Raw genomic sequence first — 15,151 nt, 5'->3', positions numbered from 1 at the left:
GGAATCACCGAATTGATGGATCAGGCGTCACCATCCTCCTACCTCGAGCGATATCTCGACCCGTTCCGCGACCTTCTAAGGCGTGACGACGTGGTCGAGATCGCGATCAACCCGGACGGCAAGGTCTGGCTCGAGGTCGCAGGCGACGCCACCATGCGCCACGAAGGTCAGACCGTGGATCGCACCACCGCCCTCAACATGGCCCAGACCATCGTCGGCGACGCCAAGGCCCGCGTCTCTGAAAAGAACCCCCTCGTCTCCGGCAAGGTGGAATATGCCGGCCGCCCGCTTCGGGTCCAGGTCGCCGTGCCACCCGCCATCGATCGCGGGGCCTCGATCACCATCCGCCTCTTCGCCTCGGGCAGCGTCCAGGATTACGCCCCCGCCTATCTCTTCGGCAAGGCCGTCTCGCTCGATGCGCTCCGCGCCGAGAAAATGAAAAACATCGCCAGTCTCGCCGAAGAAAGCCTCGAGGCCGCACTGCAAACTCTTGTCGAGGCGCGGCTCAACGTCCTGATCAGCGGCGGCACCTCGACCGGTAAGACCACCTTCGCCCGCCACCTTCTGACCCATGTCAGTGAACACGAACGGCTGATCACCATCGAAGACGCCTTCGAACTCTTCCCTGGTCAGCCGAACACCGTCGCCCTTCTGGCCGACCGAGGTGCCGGGTCGCAACGCAGCGCCAACGCCCTTCTGCAGGCCTCCCTCCGCATGCGCCCCGATCGGATCATCGTTGGCGAGCTGCGCGGGGCCGAGGCCTTGACCTATCTCGAAGCGATCAACACCGGTCATGGCGGCTCGGTCTCCACCATCCACGCCGAAACCGCGGAACTCGCCATCGATCGGTTGGCGATCATGGTACTGCAGGCGGGAACGCCGCTGACCTTCGCCGAGGTGCGCGAGTACATCCGCAAGTCCATCGATGTGATCGTACAACTGGGGCGGGCCGAGGGGAAGCGGGGGATTACGGAGTTCTATTTGCCGGGGTGGTGACTTACATCATTGAAGCCGTACTTTGCACACATTTGGCGCAGCGAGTAAGCTTAAGCCTGTAACCTACAGCAAGAAGGCTTGCGACCTTACACTTAGGCTATACGTTTGACACAAATTCTCAGGTGTGTGTTTTGCCCGAAAACAACTCGGCGGACCTGCCTAGAAAGTGGACGGCGATCCCAATAACCACCCCCCAGAAGGCCGAACCGATTCCGAACAGGGTCACACCAGATGCCGTGAACAGGAACGTCAGCAGCCCCGCCTGAGCATCTTCAGACGCAAGCATCGCACCGGTGAATTTCAGGATAGGTTGTAAGAGCGCGAGACCAGCCAGCAGGGCAATAAGCGCCGTCGGCAAAAGCACCAGTACTTCAACGATGGTCCCGGCGAAAACGCCGCCAAGGCAGAAGAAAACGCCACAGGCGATGCCGGCGACATAACGGCGGTCGGGGTCTTCATGGCTATCCGATCCCGCACAGAAGGCTGCGGTGATCGAGGCCAGAGCGGTTGTTATTCCGCCCAAGAGCGCGGCCAAGACAGAGACAAGGCCGCCAACAATGAGGATCGGATTTGCCGAAATCCGGAAGCCATTGGCCCTTAGGATCGCCATCCCCGGAAGGTATTGTCCGCTCAGTGTTGTGATGAGCAAAGGCAATGCCAGGCTCAGCATGGCCCCCATTGAAAAGACCGGTCCGCTGACTTCGAGGGACGCGAAAACCACGCCCACGGTTCCAACCGATGCATCGTAGAAGACGGCGCTGATCAACAGTGCCGAGGCCAGCAGGACAAGCATGGAATAACGGGGAAAGAGCATCGCGCAGACGGCGAAGACGACGATCAGCAGCGCAATTGCGGCAGGATCAGTTGCCAATCCTCCGGCGGCCTTTAGGCCGAATCCGAAGAGTATGCCAGCCATCATTCCATTGGTCACCGAAGGCGGGAGGAGTTGTACAAGCCGTTCGAAGACGCCGGAAAAGCCGATGAGCACCAGAATCGCTGCCACAGCGACATAGGCACCGACCATCTCGGCGGGTGACAAGGATGTCCCGAGAGAAATCAGAAGGACCGTGCCAGGGGCCGACCATGCCATCGCGACCGGAACACGGAACCACAGGCTGAGCCCGATGCTCGACAGCCCAGCTGCCACGGAAATTGCGAAGACCCAGGACGAAAAACCCTCCTTCGAGGTGCCCACCGATTCCGCAGCGCTCAGATAGATCAGAAGCGGACCGGCGTAGGACACAAGGACTGCAAGAAAACCGGCCCCGATTGCGGAGCCGGAATGTCATTCAGGCGTAGCCCGTGATATCTAGATGCTTCAGACAATCGTTGCCTCGGTCGCCTTGATGATATCGTCGCGGGAGACAGCATCGGCGCATTCGACGATGTGCAGGCCCTTGTGGGTCACGTCCAGAACACCGAGGTTGGTGATGATCCTGTCGACCACGCCTTTGCCAGTCAACGGCAACGTACACTCCTTCAAGAGCTTGCTGTCACCATGCTTGTTGGTGTGATCCATCACCACCACAACACGGCCAACACCGGCAACGAGGTCCATCGCACCGCCCATACCCTTCACGAGCTTTCTCGGGATCATCCAGTTTGCGAGGTCACCCTTCTCGGAAACTTCCATTGCACCCAAGACTGCCGCGGCGATCTTGCCGCCGCGGATCATTCCGAAGGACATGGCGCTGTCGAAGTACGAGGTTCGGTTCAGCTCGGTGATCGTCTGCTTGCCGGCATTGATCAGGTCCGGGTCCTCTTCGCCCTCGAACGGGAACGGACCCATGCCGAGCATGCCGTTTTCCGACTGCAGCGTGATATCCTTGTCGCCGACGTAGTTGGCGACAAGCGTCGGGATGCCGATCCCGAGGTTCACATACATGCCGTCTTCGAGTTCCTGTGCGGCACGTGCCGCCATCCGGTTGCGATCCCAGGGCATTATGCTTCCTCCCGCTTGCGTGTTGCCCCTTCGGACCGCGCTCGCGTTGTGCGCTGTTCAATCCGCTTTTCGTGTTCGCCCTGTATCAGGCGGTGCACGTAGATCCCCGGCAGATGGATATGGTCGGGGTTGATCGAACCGCGCGGCACGATTTCCTCGACCTCGGCTACGCAGACCTTGCCGCACATGGCGGCGGGCGGATTGAAGTTGCGCGCGGTCTTCCGGAAAATCAGGTTGCCTGTGTCATCGGCTTTCCACGCCTTGACGATCGACAGGTCGGCAAAAATGCCCTCTTCGAGGATGTACTCTTTGCCGTTGAACTCTTTGACTTCCTTGCCTTCGGCGATCTGGGTGCCAACACCTGTCTGGGTGTAGAATCCGGGGATGCCTGCCCCGCCAGCGCGCATGCGCTCGGCCAACGTGCCTTGCGGGTTAAATTCCAGCTCCAGTTCTCCGCTCAGATACTGGCGCATGAACTCGGCATTCTCGCCGACGTAGGACGACATCATCTTCTTGATCTGGCGGGTGGCCAAGAGCTTGCCGAGGCCGAAGTCATCGACGCCCGCATTGTTCGAAGCGACGGTCAGGTCCTTCACGCCGCTTGCCATAATGGCGTCGATCAAAAGTTCCGGAATGCCACAGAGGCCAAAGCCTCCGGCCGCGACCAACATCCCGTCATGCAGGAGGCCATCCAGAGCCTCGGCGGCTGTTTTGTATACCTTGTTCATGATGCGCGTCCTTTTGAGGCATTCGCAGACAAGCGCAGTCCAAGAATGCGGCGCGCCTCTTGCCACGTTGCCACCGAGCGATCGTTTCTTTCACAAATCTCAACAGCCCGGCGCACCAAGGCTGCGTTGCTGGGAGCGAGCGTGTCGCGATCAAGTCGAACGTTGTCTTCCAGACCGGTGCGGGCATGACCCCCCGCAGCGATAGCCCATTCGTTCAGTTTGAGCTGGTTGGCACCAATGCCCGCGGCGCACCATGGAGCGTCTTCACCGAAGAGGCGGCGCACGGTGTGGATGTAGTAGTCGAACACATCACGATCGACCGGCATCGCGTTTTTCACGCCCATCACGAACTGGATGTAAGGCGTGCCCACAAGCTGACCTTTGTCAGCCATGTCCTTGGCTTTCAGGATATGGCTCAGGTCGAAGGCTTCGATCTCCGGTTTGACGCTGTAGGTCAGCATTTCGCTGGCCAGCCAGTCCACCAGATCAGGCGGGTTTTCGTAAACACGTGTCGGGAAATTGTTCGATCCGACGGACAGCGAGGCCATGTCGGGCGAAAGCGGCAACATCCCGCCACGCGTCTGACCCGCGCCTGATCGCCCTCCGGTCGAGAACTGGATGATCATGCCGGGGCAGTGTTTCTCGATCCCTTCTTTCAGCGCGGCGAACTTCTCAGGGTCTGAAGACGGAGATTCATCATCGTTGCGCACATGGGCGTGCACGATGGTGGCCCCGGCCTCAAAAGCCTCGTGTGTGGAATCTACTTGTTCCGACACACTGATCGGGACAGCCGGATTGTTGGCTTTTGTGGGCAGGCTGCCCGTGATCGCCACACAGATAATGCAGGGATTGGTCATGGGTGTACTTCTCCGTTGGATGCGACCGGACGGGTGCCAGCATGTGCGGGTTCAGGTTTCAGAAAGGAACGGTCGAAAAGTGCCGGACGCTTGCGCAATGCCTCGGTGGCCTTTCGCTCGTCATCGGTGAAGAACATCCAGTCTGCGTCGGCTTTTTCATGTTTCTTGCATCCGGGACACGGGGTTTTCGCGTTCGTGCACATGACTCCTCCTCCTGCGCAGGGGTTATCGGTCAGGTAGTTTTCGCCGCCGGGCTTGGCATCTTTTCCAGTGCGTCCACGAAGAACGGGCGGAAGCCCTCAGGGTGTTCGCTCATCGGAAAGTGGCCCAGTTCATCCATGACGGCCAAAGTGGCGCCAGGAATGGCGTTGGCGGTTCGCTCGGCATCCTCGGGCGTGCAGGTCAAATCATAGGCGCCTACGATGATGTGCACCGGCGTCTTTGCAGTATCGATCGTTGGCAAGCGCGGGATCAGGCTGTCATCCTTGGTGTAAAAGCTCAGATCGCCGCGGAAAACGCCCGGACCGCTTTGCATGAACATCCAAAGCGTGTTCCAGCGTTCGGAGTTGGGCGCAAAGGGTGAGATGTTGGCGGATACGAGAGCAGCACCCATCTCGCCGCCATGGGCATCGGGTCTGTGGAACCAGTCGATGTCGTACCAGGCAGGCTGAAAATCCGACGCTTCGATCGCAATGAAGCCGCTAAATTTTTCCGGGTGAAGCGCCGCGATTTGGAGGGCAATGCGCCCGCCCATCGAGCAGCCAGCAAGGACTGGGCGATCAAGGCCCAGACAGTCGACGACGGCCAGAACGGTTTCGATGTAGGCTTCTGTCGTCAGGAGGTATTCCTGTGTCTCGAAGCCTTCTGGCGGCAGCGATTTGCCGTGCCACGGCATGTCGAAGGCGATCAGGCGGTACGATGCGGTGATCTCGGCGTCATTCATCAGGTGACGCCACTGGCGGGTATCGGCGCCTGCGGTGTGCAGGCAGATGACCGGACGCCCTTGCCCCGCCTCTTCGAAATAGATACGGCGCGGGGCACCGCTCATGGTGGCAGTTACATAGCGACCGGTGATCGGTTCGATGCTCATGCTACCAACTCCTCTTTTGCACGGGCGAGAGTCAGCACTTCCTTGAAGAAGCGCAGGTTTTTGACGAGGTTCAGAATGTCGCCATCGACCCGACCGCGACCGATCTTCACCAGTCCAAAGATGTCATGGAAGCCGGGTTCGGGGCGCGCTTGCCAGAATTTGGTAAGAGCCTCGGAGTCGGTCCGCAATGCAAAGCGCCAAGGCGTCTTGCGGCTTGGGCCCTCTACGACCGATACGATGTGCCCCTTGTCGAAAGTCAGGTAAAATTCGTCACCGCCCACCTCGATGAGCACGGTTTCGGAAAACAGCCGGCCGAGGCGCAGCAAATGCGGCGTTACCTCAAGGCGTGTTTGTATGTGCGTGAAGGTGTCGATCACCTTGGCCTCCCATGCGTTAATAAGTTGAGCAAAAGCTGCCACGATCGCGAACCCGTCGGCCATACCGGCAAGGGTATGGGTCAATACTCTACCTTGAGGTCTTTGGAAAAACACCGGTTCACAGGACTCGGGTTACCGTCGGTATCAAGCAATACCGTTGTGGGCATTGGGGAAATCTGCGGACTCGGCAAAGTCTGTATTGCGACGAGAGGCAGTCAAGCAACTCGTAACCGGATCTACAGATTGCCAGGAGGAGGAACTACCCATGGGCATCGTCAACCAACACAACATCACCGACGTCGTGATCGCGAGCCTCGGTAAGCATGGAGACATCACCGACCGCCAGCGCGAACTCGCGACTGGCCTGGTCAAACACCTGCACGCATTCATCAAGGACGTGAAACTGCAGCATAACGAATTCCTGTTCGTCTGCGACTACCTCGCCCGCGCTGGTAAGCTCTGCAATGACAACCGGCAGGAGTTCATCCTTCTGGGCGACATCCTTGGCGTCGAGGTTCTGGTCGACATGATGACCAATCCCGTCGAAGGCAACGAAAGCGAATCCACCGTTCTGGGCCCGTTCTACCGCGAGAACCCGCCGGTTCTGCCCAAGGGCGGTTCGACAATCCAGAAGCACTTTGACAACGAAGAAACCGCGTACTTCGAGGGCTACATCAAGGATGAAAACGGCAACGGCATCGCCGGTGTGACGCTCGACGTCTGGGAAGACGCGCCGAACGGCGTCTACGAAAATCTCGACCCCGACCAGCCCGAATACAACCTGCGCGGACGGTTCGAGACCGATGAAAACGGCCATTACGCTTTTGTCGCCGTGCGCCCCGTCCCCTACCCGATCCCGGACGATGAAACCGCCGGTGAGCTGCTGCGCTTCATGGGCCACCACCCGAACCGCCCGGGCCACATGCACTTCATCATCTCGAAGGATGGCTACCGTCCGCTGATCAGCCAAATCTACGACGCCGACAGCGCATGGCTCGAAGAGGACAGCGTCTTTGCGGTCAAGGAAAGCCTGATCGGCAAGTTCAAACCGGCTGCCGCCGACCTGGGCACCGACCTGCACTTCGAGTTCGATTTCGTCCTCAAGACGGCCGCCAACGGAAAGGCGACCGCCGCCGAGTAATCCCCGATACCTCCCTGAAGACTGGCCCCCGCAAGACGGGGGCCTTTTTTTTTTCGTTTAGAGGTATAGAATATCGTAAGTTCTTGGGAGGACGGCGAAAATGAATTTCAAACAGCTGACCTATTTCATTGCAGTGGCAGAGGAGCTGCATTTCGGGCGCGCCGCAGAACGCCTCGATATGGCGCAACCCCCGCTCAGCCGTCAGATCAAGCAGCTCGAGGAAGACCTCGGCGCAATCCTGTTCAACAGGGGCCGGAGCACGATCACCCTGACACAAGCAGGTGAGCGGTTGCTGAAGCGCGGCAAGACAATCCTCGCAGAGCTTGAAGACACGCAACTGGAAGTGCGTCGGCTGGGACAAGGGGCGGAAGGACGACTCAGGATTGGGTTCGTCGGCTCTGCCACATACGGAATTCTGCCAAACATCATCAGATCGTATCGGGCGAATTACCCGGACGTGAACCTAAGTCTGATCCCGATGAACAACGCCGAACTGCACCGGTCCCTGGTGTCACGGGAACTGGACGTTGTATTTGCGCGCCCAACCCTGAAGGATCCCGAGTTCCTGTCAAAGCATTTGGTTGAAGAAAAGCTGATCCTCGCCTTACCTGACATCGTCGATACGGGAACTCGGACAGTGGCCAAGCTCGAACGGCTGATGACCCACCATTTGATCCTCTATCCCGAACGCCCCAGGCCCAGCTATGCCGACATGGTTCTCAAGGCGGTTGAGGATGCGGGATTCGAGGCGCCCCTGCGCATCTGGTGTATGGATCTGCAAACCGCCCTCAGTCTTGTTGCGGTCGGTGAAGGCGTGTGCATTGTCCCAGAATCCGTCGCCAATGCGCCGCGCAAGGGTATGAAGTTTCTCAATATCGAACCCGAGATCGCGCGAACTGAACTCTCGGTCAATTACCGCCTCGATGAACAGGGCGTTCACGTCAAGAATTTCGTTAACATCGCGCAGAAAGTCGCGCGAAAGAGCCCTGTCAAAAAGGGGTGAAGGTGCAAAGCGCGTTGGCCCTGCACGCAGATTTCACACGCCCAGCCAAGTGTGCTGTGCGTCTTCATCGGCCTTGATCGCCTCGGCATCTCCCGTCCAGACGATCTGCCCTTTGCTGACGACGACCACATCGTCGGCAAGCGACGTGGCAAAACCGAAGTTCTGCTCAACGATGATCATCGACAGGCCCGCCGCTTTCAGCTCTTGCAGCTTGTCGTGGATCAGTTTGACGATGATCGGGGCCAGGCCCTCGGTCGGTTCATCAAGGATCAGCAGCTTTGGGTTCATCAGCAGTCCCCGCGCGATGGCCAGCATCTGCTGCTCGCCGCCCGAAAGCTGCGTGCCGCCGTTGTCCATGCGCTCTCCTAGTCGCGGAAACAGGTCCAACACCCGCTCCATCGTCCATTCAGGGTTCGACCCGCCAAACCGCTTGGCCGCGATTTCGAGGTTCTCACGCACACTGAGCGACGGAAAGATATCGCGCGTCTCTGGCACATAGGCGATCCCGCTCTTGGCGATGTCAAATGGTTGCCCCGCGATCGGCTTACCACCCCACAGGATTTCGCCGGACTTCAGCGGCAAAAGGCCCATGATCGTTTTCAGTGTCGTGGACTTGCCGGCGCCGTTTCGCCCGAGGATGGCCAAAACCCGGCCCGTCTGCGCTTGAAGCGACAGGCCGTAAAGGACCTGCGTTTCGCCGTACCCGGATTCGATTGCGTTCAGTTCAAGCATCTTCCCAGCTCCCCAGATAGATTTCCTTGAGCAGGCTCGACCCGCGTGCCTCTTCGGGCAGACCATCAAAGACCACTTCGCCGTAGTTCAGCACCGTGATCGTGTTGGCCACGTCAAACGCAAGGTCCATGTCATGCTCGATGATCAGCATGGTCAGGTCGCGGGGCAGGCCCGCCAGCAGGTCGTGAAAGCCTTTCGACATTTCCGGCCCGACGCCGCTGGTCGGTTCGTCCATCAGCAGAACCAGCGGCCGCGTGGCCAGCGCCACACCGACTTCAAGCTGGCGACGCACGCCATAGCTGATCTCGGACACTTTCGCGTGGATGAAAGGCATCAGGTTCACCTGGCTTGCCACCTCCTCCACGATCTCACGGACTTCGGGTTTTGCCAGGCTGTCCGACCAAAGCTGCGTCGCATTGCCGGTGTGGACTGCCGCCGCAAGCCCAAGGTTTTCCTCGACCGTCAGACCATCGAACAACGTGTTCTTCTGGTAGCTCCGCGAAAGCCCACGACGGGCGCGTTTGGCAACGGGAAGTGCTGTGACATCTTCACCGGCGAGATGCACCGATCCGCTGTCTGGGGTCAGCTCGCCGACAAGCTGGTTGAAGAGCGTCGTCTTGCCCGCCCCGTTCGGCCCCAAGATCACCCGGCGCTCGCCACGTTCCAGCTTTAGCGACACATCGCGCGTGACGTGAACGGCGCCAAAACTTTTGTCCAGATTACGTGTCTCAAGCATCGGTCAACACCTCCTCAGGCTCCTGTTTGCGGGTCGCATCGGCGAGACGGCGGTCGAATACGCCGCCCCAGCGGGCCTCGATCCAGCCGAAGATGCCATTGGCGCGGCTCATCACGACGGCGATCAGGATGACACCGACAACGAGGTGCCAATAGGTCGTGACCGAGCTCAGTTCATGTTTCAGGACAACAAAGGCGGCTGCTCCGATCACCGGTCCGACAAGCGTTCCAAGACCACCAAGGATCACCACAACCAGTGCTTCGCCCGAGACCGTCCAGCTGAGCAGACCCGGGGAGATGTACATGATGTGTTGTGCGGCTAGCGCACCGGCGAGGCCTGCGATCATGCCGGACAGTCCGAACACATCGGCCTTTACACGCCAGACCGTCAGGCCAAGCGCGCGCATCCGCTGCTCATTGTGCATGACACCGGTGAGCGAGCGGCCAAGACCGGATCGGAGGATCAGTACAGAAGCACCGTAGACCGCCCCGAGAGTGGCCAGACAGAAGAGAGCAAAGCTGCGACTGTTGTTCAGATCGACGCCAATCAAGCTCAAGTCCAGCCGGGATATGCCGCCCAACCCATCGTCGCCGCCAAAGAGCGGCGCCTCGAATACGTAGGAATAGGCCAATTGCCCGAAAGCGAGTGTCGCCATGATGAAATAGATACCATGGCTGCGCGACCCGATGGCGCCGATGACCCAGGCAGCCGCGCCGGTCAGCGCGATACTGCCCGCCATGGCAACGGGCAGTGCGATCCCCGCCTTGGTCGACAGGACTGCGTAGGCATAGGCCCCGACCCCCATCAGAGCGCCATGGCAGAGCGAGACCATGCCACCGAAGCCCGCAACGATGTCGAGCGCCAGAACCAGCATGGCAAGGATCAGGATCTCTGTCAGGATCTCCAGACCGAAATATTCAGCCGTGAAAGCCTGAAAGAGGGCACCGGCTGCGAGCAGGACCAGAGCGGTGTAACGAAGAGTGTTGTGGCGAAACATCGTCTTATCCTTTCGCTGGAAAGAGGCCCTCTGGCTTGATCACAAGGACCGCAGCCAAAAGCGCGTAGATGAGAACAGAGGCCAGTTGCGGGGCCAGAACCGCACCGAAAGTCTGCACAAAGCCATAGATCAGTGATCCGGCGATGGCGCCCTTGAGGGAGCCGAGACCACCGATCACGATCACGATCAGAGTCGGGATCAGGATCTGCAGACCCATGTCGGGCGTCACACTGAGAAGCGGTGCCGCGACGGCCCCGGCCAGGCCCGCAAGGGCACAGCCCAGACAGAAGACGATGAAGAACAGCCGTTCCACATTGATGCCCAGACAGGCCGCCATGGCATCGTTATCGACACCGGCACGGATCATTGCGCCGATCTGGGTGCGGCTGAGCACGAAGGCCAGTGCGCCGAAGATGGCGAGACCCAGAACGATGATGAACAACCGGTAGGTCGGATACTCGACACCAAGGAAGGTCAGACGACCGCCAAGCAGCGTGGGTACGTCGATGGCGAGAGCCAGATCTCCCCAGAAGATGCGAGTCAGATCGAGCAGGACAAAGATCAGCCCGAAGGTGACGAGAACCTGTGCCATGGGCCCCGATTTCCGCATGCGCTTTATGAGGCCGGAATAGAGGAGGATCCCCACCCCGGCGACCGCCACGGGCGCCAGAAAGAACCCCATCCAGTAGCCGCCCACGGCAGCCAGCGAGGCAGCGAAATACGCGCCAAGAGCATAAAGCGAGCCATGCGCGAGGTTCACGAAGTGCATCAGCCCGAAGATGACCGTCAGGCCGATGGAAAGAAGAAACAGAAGCATGGACAATTGCAGGGCGTTGAGCGCCTGAAGGGTCCAGAATCCAAGATCATGTGCCATGAGCTAAGTCCTCCTCGGACGTTATGTCCCGGCCGCAGGCGAGCGGCCGGGACAGATTGGTCAGTTGGAGTCGGGTGCCATCTCGCAGCCATTGGTCGCGTCGGCTTCCGCGGGAAGCTGAGCTAGGACCTTCTGCGTCAGCCCACCTTCACCAGCGACGGTTTCGTAGACATAGACGGGCTGGATGATGTTGTTGGTTGCGGGGTCGATGGAGAGCTGACCGCGCGGCCCCTCAAAGCTGACCTGGCGCAGGGCAGTCGCCAAAGATGCACGGTCATTTGCGCCGGTTTTTGTTGCCTCAATCAGCGCGCGAGCCGCATCGTAACCTTGGACGGCGAATTCCGACGGCGCGCGGCCGGTTTCCTCGGTGAACGCGGCCACGAAAGCGGCGTTCGCCTCGCTGTTGATGGTCGGCGCGTAGTGAAGCGCTGTGATGACGCCTTCGGCAGCCTCGCCCTGTGCGTTCACATAAAGCGGCGAGGTCAGGAAGCCCGAGCCATAAAGGGGAAGGTCAGCTTTCAGGCCAAAGCTGTCATATTGCTTGACGAAGGAAATCGCCTCGCCGCCTGCATAGAAAACGTAGACCGCATCCGCACCGCTGGCCTTGGCCTGGGCGAGATAGGGACCGAAGTCCTGCGTCTTTTGGAACGGCGTGAATTCCTGCCCGACGATCTCGCCGCCTGCGGCGGTGAAGGTCTCGGTGAAGGCGTCGATCATCTGGCGACCGGCAGCATAGTCAGGCGCAAGCGTGAACACCTTCTTCACACCCTGCTCGGCCATCCAGGTGCCCATCGGACGGTTGATCTGGCCGTTGGAAAACGACATCCGCGTGATGTAGGGTGAACAAGACCCGCCAGTCGCTGCATCATTGCCGGCATTAGCAACGATCAGTGGCACACCTGCGCCATGCACCATGTCACGCACCGCACCCAGAACACCGGAACTGACGATCCCGACCATGACATCGACCTGGTCCTGTAGGATCAGTTTCTTGGCTTTGCCAAGTGCGACAGGCGGCTTCACCTCGGTGTCTTCACGGGCGATCTCAAAGGTTGCACCAGTCTCGGAACCGAACTGTTGCAGACCGAGGTTGAACCCGGTCTCAATTTCATTTCCGAGCGACGCATATACACCCGAGAACGGGAGCAGAAGGCCCACCTTGATCTCTTCTTCTGCCACAGCAGGCACAGCGAAGCTGGTGGCGAACCCAAGGGCCGCCAGGATTGCGCGTTTCATTTTGTATCTCCTCCAGTTGGTTAACGACCCCTCCTCAGGGCCTAGCCTAAGTCGCCCCCACCCACCGGGACTGTGACACCGGTGATGTATGAGGCTTCGTCCGACGCCAGAAACAGGATGGGACCTGCCTGCTCGTCGAGCGTTCCATATCTTTTCATGAACGAGGACTGGATCGTCTGGTCGACGATGGTCTGGTACCAGTCTTCGCGTTGTTCTTCTTCGGCATTGGGGTTGCGCGGTACGACCCGCGGCGGGGCTTCGGTTCCGCCCGGTGCGGTTGCAACGACGCGGATCCCGCGTTCGGCAACTTCCCAAGACAGGCTAGCCGTGAGCGCGTTCACGCCGCCCTTCGCTGCTGCGTAGGGCACGCGGTTCAGTCCGCGGGTCGCAATGGAAGACACATTGACGATGGTGCCCTTACCTTGCGGTAGCATCCGTTCAATGGCGGCGCGGCAGCAGTAGAGTGTCGGGAACAGCGAACGGCGCACTTCTGCGTCGATCTGCTTGGGCTCGTAATGCTCAAACGGTTTGGCCCAGATCGTGCCACCGACGTTGTTGATCAGGATGTCGATGCGGCCCCAGAGATCCACGGCCTTGCCGATGGCCTTGTCGCAGCCACTCCACGTCTCGAGGTTAACCGAGATCGCCTCGACCTCGCCCCCCGCTTCGCGGATCGCCGCGACGACGTCTTTGCGTGCGGGCGAGCGGTCCACGATCAGAACCCGTGCGCCTTCGCTTGCCGCTCGTTCGGCGACGCGGCGGCCGATACCTTGTGCCGCGCCGGTGACGACCATCACCTTGTTGTCGAAACGGCCTGTCATGCCGCTTCGGCCTTCTCTTCGGTGGGGTTGAATTTCTCGTAGTAGAAATTCGTGGGCTCGACGCCCAGTTTCCCGAAATGCGCGCGCACGGCATCGACCATAGGCGGCGGGCCGCACAGGTAGACGTCGCAATCGCCGCCCGACAGGTCATCGCCGCTGAGGTGATCGGTCACGAACCCCTTGCGCTCATGCGCGTCTTCTTCGGCGGCCAGAATGGTGATCACGGTGACGTTGCCGATCTTTTCAGCAAGCGCGCTAACGCGATCCAGTTCCACGAGGTCAGCGGCGCGCGTCACGGCATAGTAGAGCGTGATCGGGTGCTCTGCTCCCTGCTCAGCCACTTGTTCCAGCATGGAGAGGAACGGCGCCAGACCGGTGCCACCGGCGAGCCAAACCTGCGTGCGCTCGATTGGCCGCAGGTAAAAGGCACCCATCGGACCGGTTGCAGTCAGAGCGTCGCCGGGCTTCGCCTGCTCGCCAAGATAGGTGCTCATGACACCGCCGGGCAGGTTGCGGATCAGGAATGTTGCTTCCTGCGCACCCGGTGCGGACGAAAAGGAATAGGACCGGTGTTTGTCCGTACCGGGGACTGTCAGGTTCACATACTGGCCCGGCAGGAAGTTGATTGGCTTGGCCAGATTCACCCGCAGACCGAAGGATGTCTCGGAAAGTTTGTCAACGCCCTGCACTTCGGCTTCCACTGCCTCGGGCGCGGTCTTGCAGATGGCGGATGAGGCCGGAACCCGCACAACGCAGTCGCTTTCTGGGGTCATCTGGCAGGTGAGCGCGTAGCCTTCTTCGGCCTCCTCGTCGCTCATCGACTCGTCCATGTAGAATTCCAGCTCGTACTCGCCCTTCTCGACAAAGCACTTGCAGGTGCCGCAGACGCCATCGCGGCAGTCCATCGGCAAGTTGATCTTCTGACGGAAGGCCGCATCGGTTACCTTCTCGTCGTCATCGCACTGGATGACGCGTGTGACGCCATCTTCGAAATTCAGGGCAACGTTGTAGGTCGTCATGGCATGCTCCTCCCTTATCCGCGCACCCAGACGTAGATGCGCGGAGGTCTTCAGGCTCCCGGAGTAACGGGGATCAGGTGTGATAGACGTCGATCACGTGGTGGATGTGATCGTTCTTCAGGACGACCTTCTTATCGGTGATCAGCGGCTTCGGCCCGCTGGTGTCGATCGAGTAGAACGACGTGCCCCAGTGGGTATCGGTCTCGGCGTAGCGGTAGCTCAGCGTTTGCCAGTTGAAGCGCAGCTTGATTTCGCTACCTTCGCGGCTCAGCACTTCGATACCCGACAGATAGTGGTTCGTGCGCGGCTCCGGCAGCGAGGTCGCCGACGACCGGTCGGTCTTGATCCGGAATACGCGGTCCTCGATGCCCTGCTTGTTGGGGTAGTACATCAAGGACATCTCGTTCTGCGGATCCTCCGTCAGCGTGTCGAAGTCATCCCATGCGGGCATCCAGAACGGACAGTCCTTGTGGTAGAATGTCAGCCAGGTGTCCCAGTCGCGATCGTCCAGAGCGCGGGCCTCCGCGAAGAGAAAGGCCTGGATGTCTTCGAAGCTCATCACATCGGTTGCAGGGCGTTCAAGAGTCGCAGTTGTCATGTTC

At 59.8% G+C, this 15,151-nt stretch carries 18 protein-coding genes; 3 read left to right on the top strand and 15 right to left on the bottom strand.

Annotated elements, in window-relative coordinates; all coding sequences use genetic code 11:
- Positions 1-15 precede the first annotated feature (15 nt).
- Positions 16-996 (top strand): P-type DNA transfer ATPase VirB11, encoded by a 981-nt coding sequence (virB11, locus tag J7394_RS18370; protein ID WP_180888392.1) that lies wholly within the window; start codon positions 16-18, stop codon positions 994-996.
- Between the two features lie 118 nt (positions 997-1,114).
- On the opposite strand, the gene J7394_RS18365 is transcribed toward virB11, so the two are convergent.
- The 7 genes from J7394_RS18365 to J7394_RS18335 form a co-directional block, all read right to left on the bottom strand.
- The gene (locus tag J7394_RS18365; protein WP_209227859.1) at positions 1,115-2,239 is read right to left on the bottom strand and encodes a benzoate/H(+) symporter BenE family transporter; all 1,125 of its coding nucleotides are present in this window, start codon (positions 2,237-2,239) and stop codon (positions 1,115-1,117) included.
- Positions 2,240-2,314: 75 nt separating this feature from the next.
- Positions 2,315-2,938 carry a 3-oxoacid CoA-transferase subunit B gene (locus J7394_RS18360; RefSeq protein ID WP_040179337.1) on the bottom strand — a complete coding sequence of 208 codons (624 nt, stop codon included), beginning with the start codon at positions 2,936-2,938 and terminating at the stop codon, positions 2,315-2,317.
- The gene (locus J7394_RS18355) at positions 2,938-3,666 is read right to left on the bottom strand and encodes a CoA transferase subunit A (protein WP_040179339.1); all 729 of its coding nucleotides are present in this window, start codon (positions 3,664-3,666) and stop codon (positions 2,938-2,940) included. The genes J7394_RS18360 and J7394_RS18355 overlap by 1 nt, the downstream gene beginning before the upstream one ends.
- The gene (locus tag J7394_RS18350; RefSeq protein ID WP_040179341.1) at positions 3,663-4,523 is read right to left on the bottom strand and encodes a 3-keto-5-aminohexanoate cleavage protein; all 861 of its coding nucleotides are present in this window, start codon (positions 4,521-4,523) and stop codon (positions 3,663-3,665) included. Before J7394_RS18350 ends, J7394_RS18355 begins: the two co-directional genes overlap by 4 nt.
- Entirely contained in the window at positions 4,520-4,726 is a 207-nt protein-coding gene (locus J7394_RS18345) for a hypothetical protein (protein WP_040179343.1), read from the bottom strand. Before J7394_RS18345 ends, J7394_RS18350 begins: the two co-directional genes overlap by 4 nt.
- Before the next feature lie 29 nt (positions 4,727-4,755).
- The gene (locus J7394_RS18340) at positions 4,756-5,613 is read right to left on the bottom strand and encodes an alpha/beta fold hydrolase (RefSeq protein WP_040179345.1); all 858 of its coding nucleotides are present in this window, start codon (positions 5,611-5,613) and stop codon (positions 4,756-4,758) included.
- Complete coding sequence (locus J7394_RS18335) at positions 5,610-5,990, bottom strand: hypothetical protein (RefSeq protein WP_040179435.1); 381 nt, start codon at positions 5,988-5,990, stop codon at positions 5,610-5,612. Before J7394_RS18335 ends, J7394_RS18340 begins: the two co-directional genes overlap by 4 nt.
- Before the next feature lie 265 nt (positions 5,991-6,255).
- On the opposite strand from J7394_RS18335, the gene J7394_RS18330 reads away from it, so the two are divergent.
- Together J7394_RS18330 and J7394_RS18325 are read left to right on the top strand one after the other, a co-directional pair.
- Positions 6,256-7,131 (top strand): dioxygenase, encoded by an 876-nt coding sequence (locus J7394_RS18330; RefSeq protein WP_040179347.1) that lies wholly within the window; start codon positions 6,256-6,258, stop codon positions 7,129-7,131.
- Between the two features lie 100 nt (positions 7,132-7,231).
- Positions 7,232-8,134, top strand: a complete 903-nt coding sequence (locus J7394_RS18325) for a LysR family transcriptional regulator (RefSeq protein WP_040179349.1) — start codon at positions 7,232-7,234, stop codon at positions 8,132-8,134.
- 33 nt (positions 8,135-8,167) lie between these two features.
- Here the strand turns inward: J7394_RS18325 and J7394_RS18320 are convergent, their stop codons facing one another.
- From J7394_RS18320 to benB, 8 genes are all read right to left on the bottom strand, one after another.
- The gene (locus J7394_RS18320) at positions 8,168-8,866 is read right to left on the bottom strand and encodes an ABC transporter ATP-binding protein (RefSeq protein WP_040179352.1); all 699 of its coding nucleotides are present in this window, start codon (positions 8,864-8,866) and stop codon (positions 8,168-8,170) included.
- Entirely contained in the window at positions 8,859-9,602 is a 744-nt protein-coding gene (locus J7394_RS18315) for an ABC transporter ATP-binding protein (protein ID WP_040179354.1), read from the bottom strand. Before J7394_RS18315 ends, J7394_RS18320 begins: the two co-directional genes overlap by 8 nt.
- Positions 9,595-10,599 (bottom strand): branched-chain amino acid ABC transporter permease, encoded by a 1,005-nt coding sequence (locus J7394_RS18310; RefSeq protein WP_040179355.1) that lies wholly within the window; start codon positions 10,597-10,599, stop codon positions 9,595-9,597. Before J7394_RS18310 ends, J7394_RS18315 begins: the two co-directional genes overlap by 8 nt.
- 4 nt (positions 10,600-10,603) lie before the next feature.
- Positions 10,604-11,473, bottom strand: a complete 870-nt coding sequence (locus tag J7394_RS18305) for a branched-chain amino acid ABC transporter permease (RefSeq protein WP_180888391.1) — start codon at positions 11,471-11,473, stop codon at positions 10,604-10,606.
- A gap of 60 nt (positions 11,474-11,533) precedes the next feature.
- Positions 11,534-12,709 (bottom strand): ABC transporter substrate-binding protein, encoded by a 1,176-nt coding sequence (locus J7394_RS18300; RefSeq protein ID WP_040179358.1) that lies wholly within the window; start codon positions 12,707-12,709, stop codon positions 11,534-11,536.
- Positions 12,710-12,750: 41 nt separating this feature from the next.
- Positions 12,751-13,530, bottom strand: coding sequence for a benzoate diol dehydrogenase BenD (gene benD / locus J7394_RS18295; protein ID WP_040179360.1), 780 nt, complete (start codon positions 13,528-13,530; stop codon positions 12,751-12,753).
- Positions 13,527-14,549, bottom strand: a complete 1,023-nt coding sequence (benC, locus tag J7394_RS18290) for a benzoate 1,2-dioxygenase electron transfer component BenC (protein WP_040179361.1) — start codon at positions 14,547-14,549, stop codon at positions 13,527-13,529. The genes benD and benC overlap by 4 nt, the downstream gene beginning before the upstream one ends.
- Positions 14,550-14,622: 73 nt before the next feature.
- Positions 14,623-15,147, bottom strand: a complete 525-nt coding sequence (benB, locus tag J7394_RS18285) for a benzoate 1,2-dioxygenase small subunit (protein WP_040179363.1) — start codon at positions 15,145-15,147, stop codon at positions 14,623-14,625.
- Positions 15,148-15,151 lie beyond the last annotated feature (4 nt).

The sequence above is a fragment of the Ruegeria sp. R13_0 genome (genome assembly GCF_017743995.1).
Taxonomy (GTDB): domain Bacteria; phylum Pseudomonadota; class Alphaproteobacteria; order Rhodobacterales; family Rhodobacteraceae; genus Ruegeria.
Note: the sequence above shows the minus strand (reverse complement) of the source record. Positions and strands in the feature narration are given on the sequence as shown.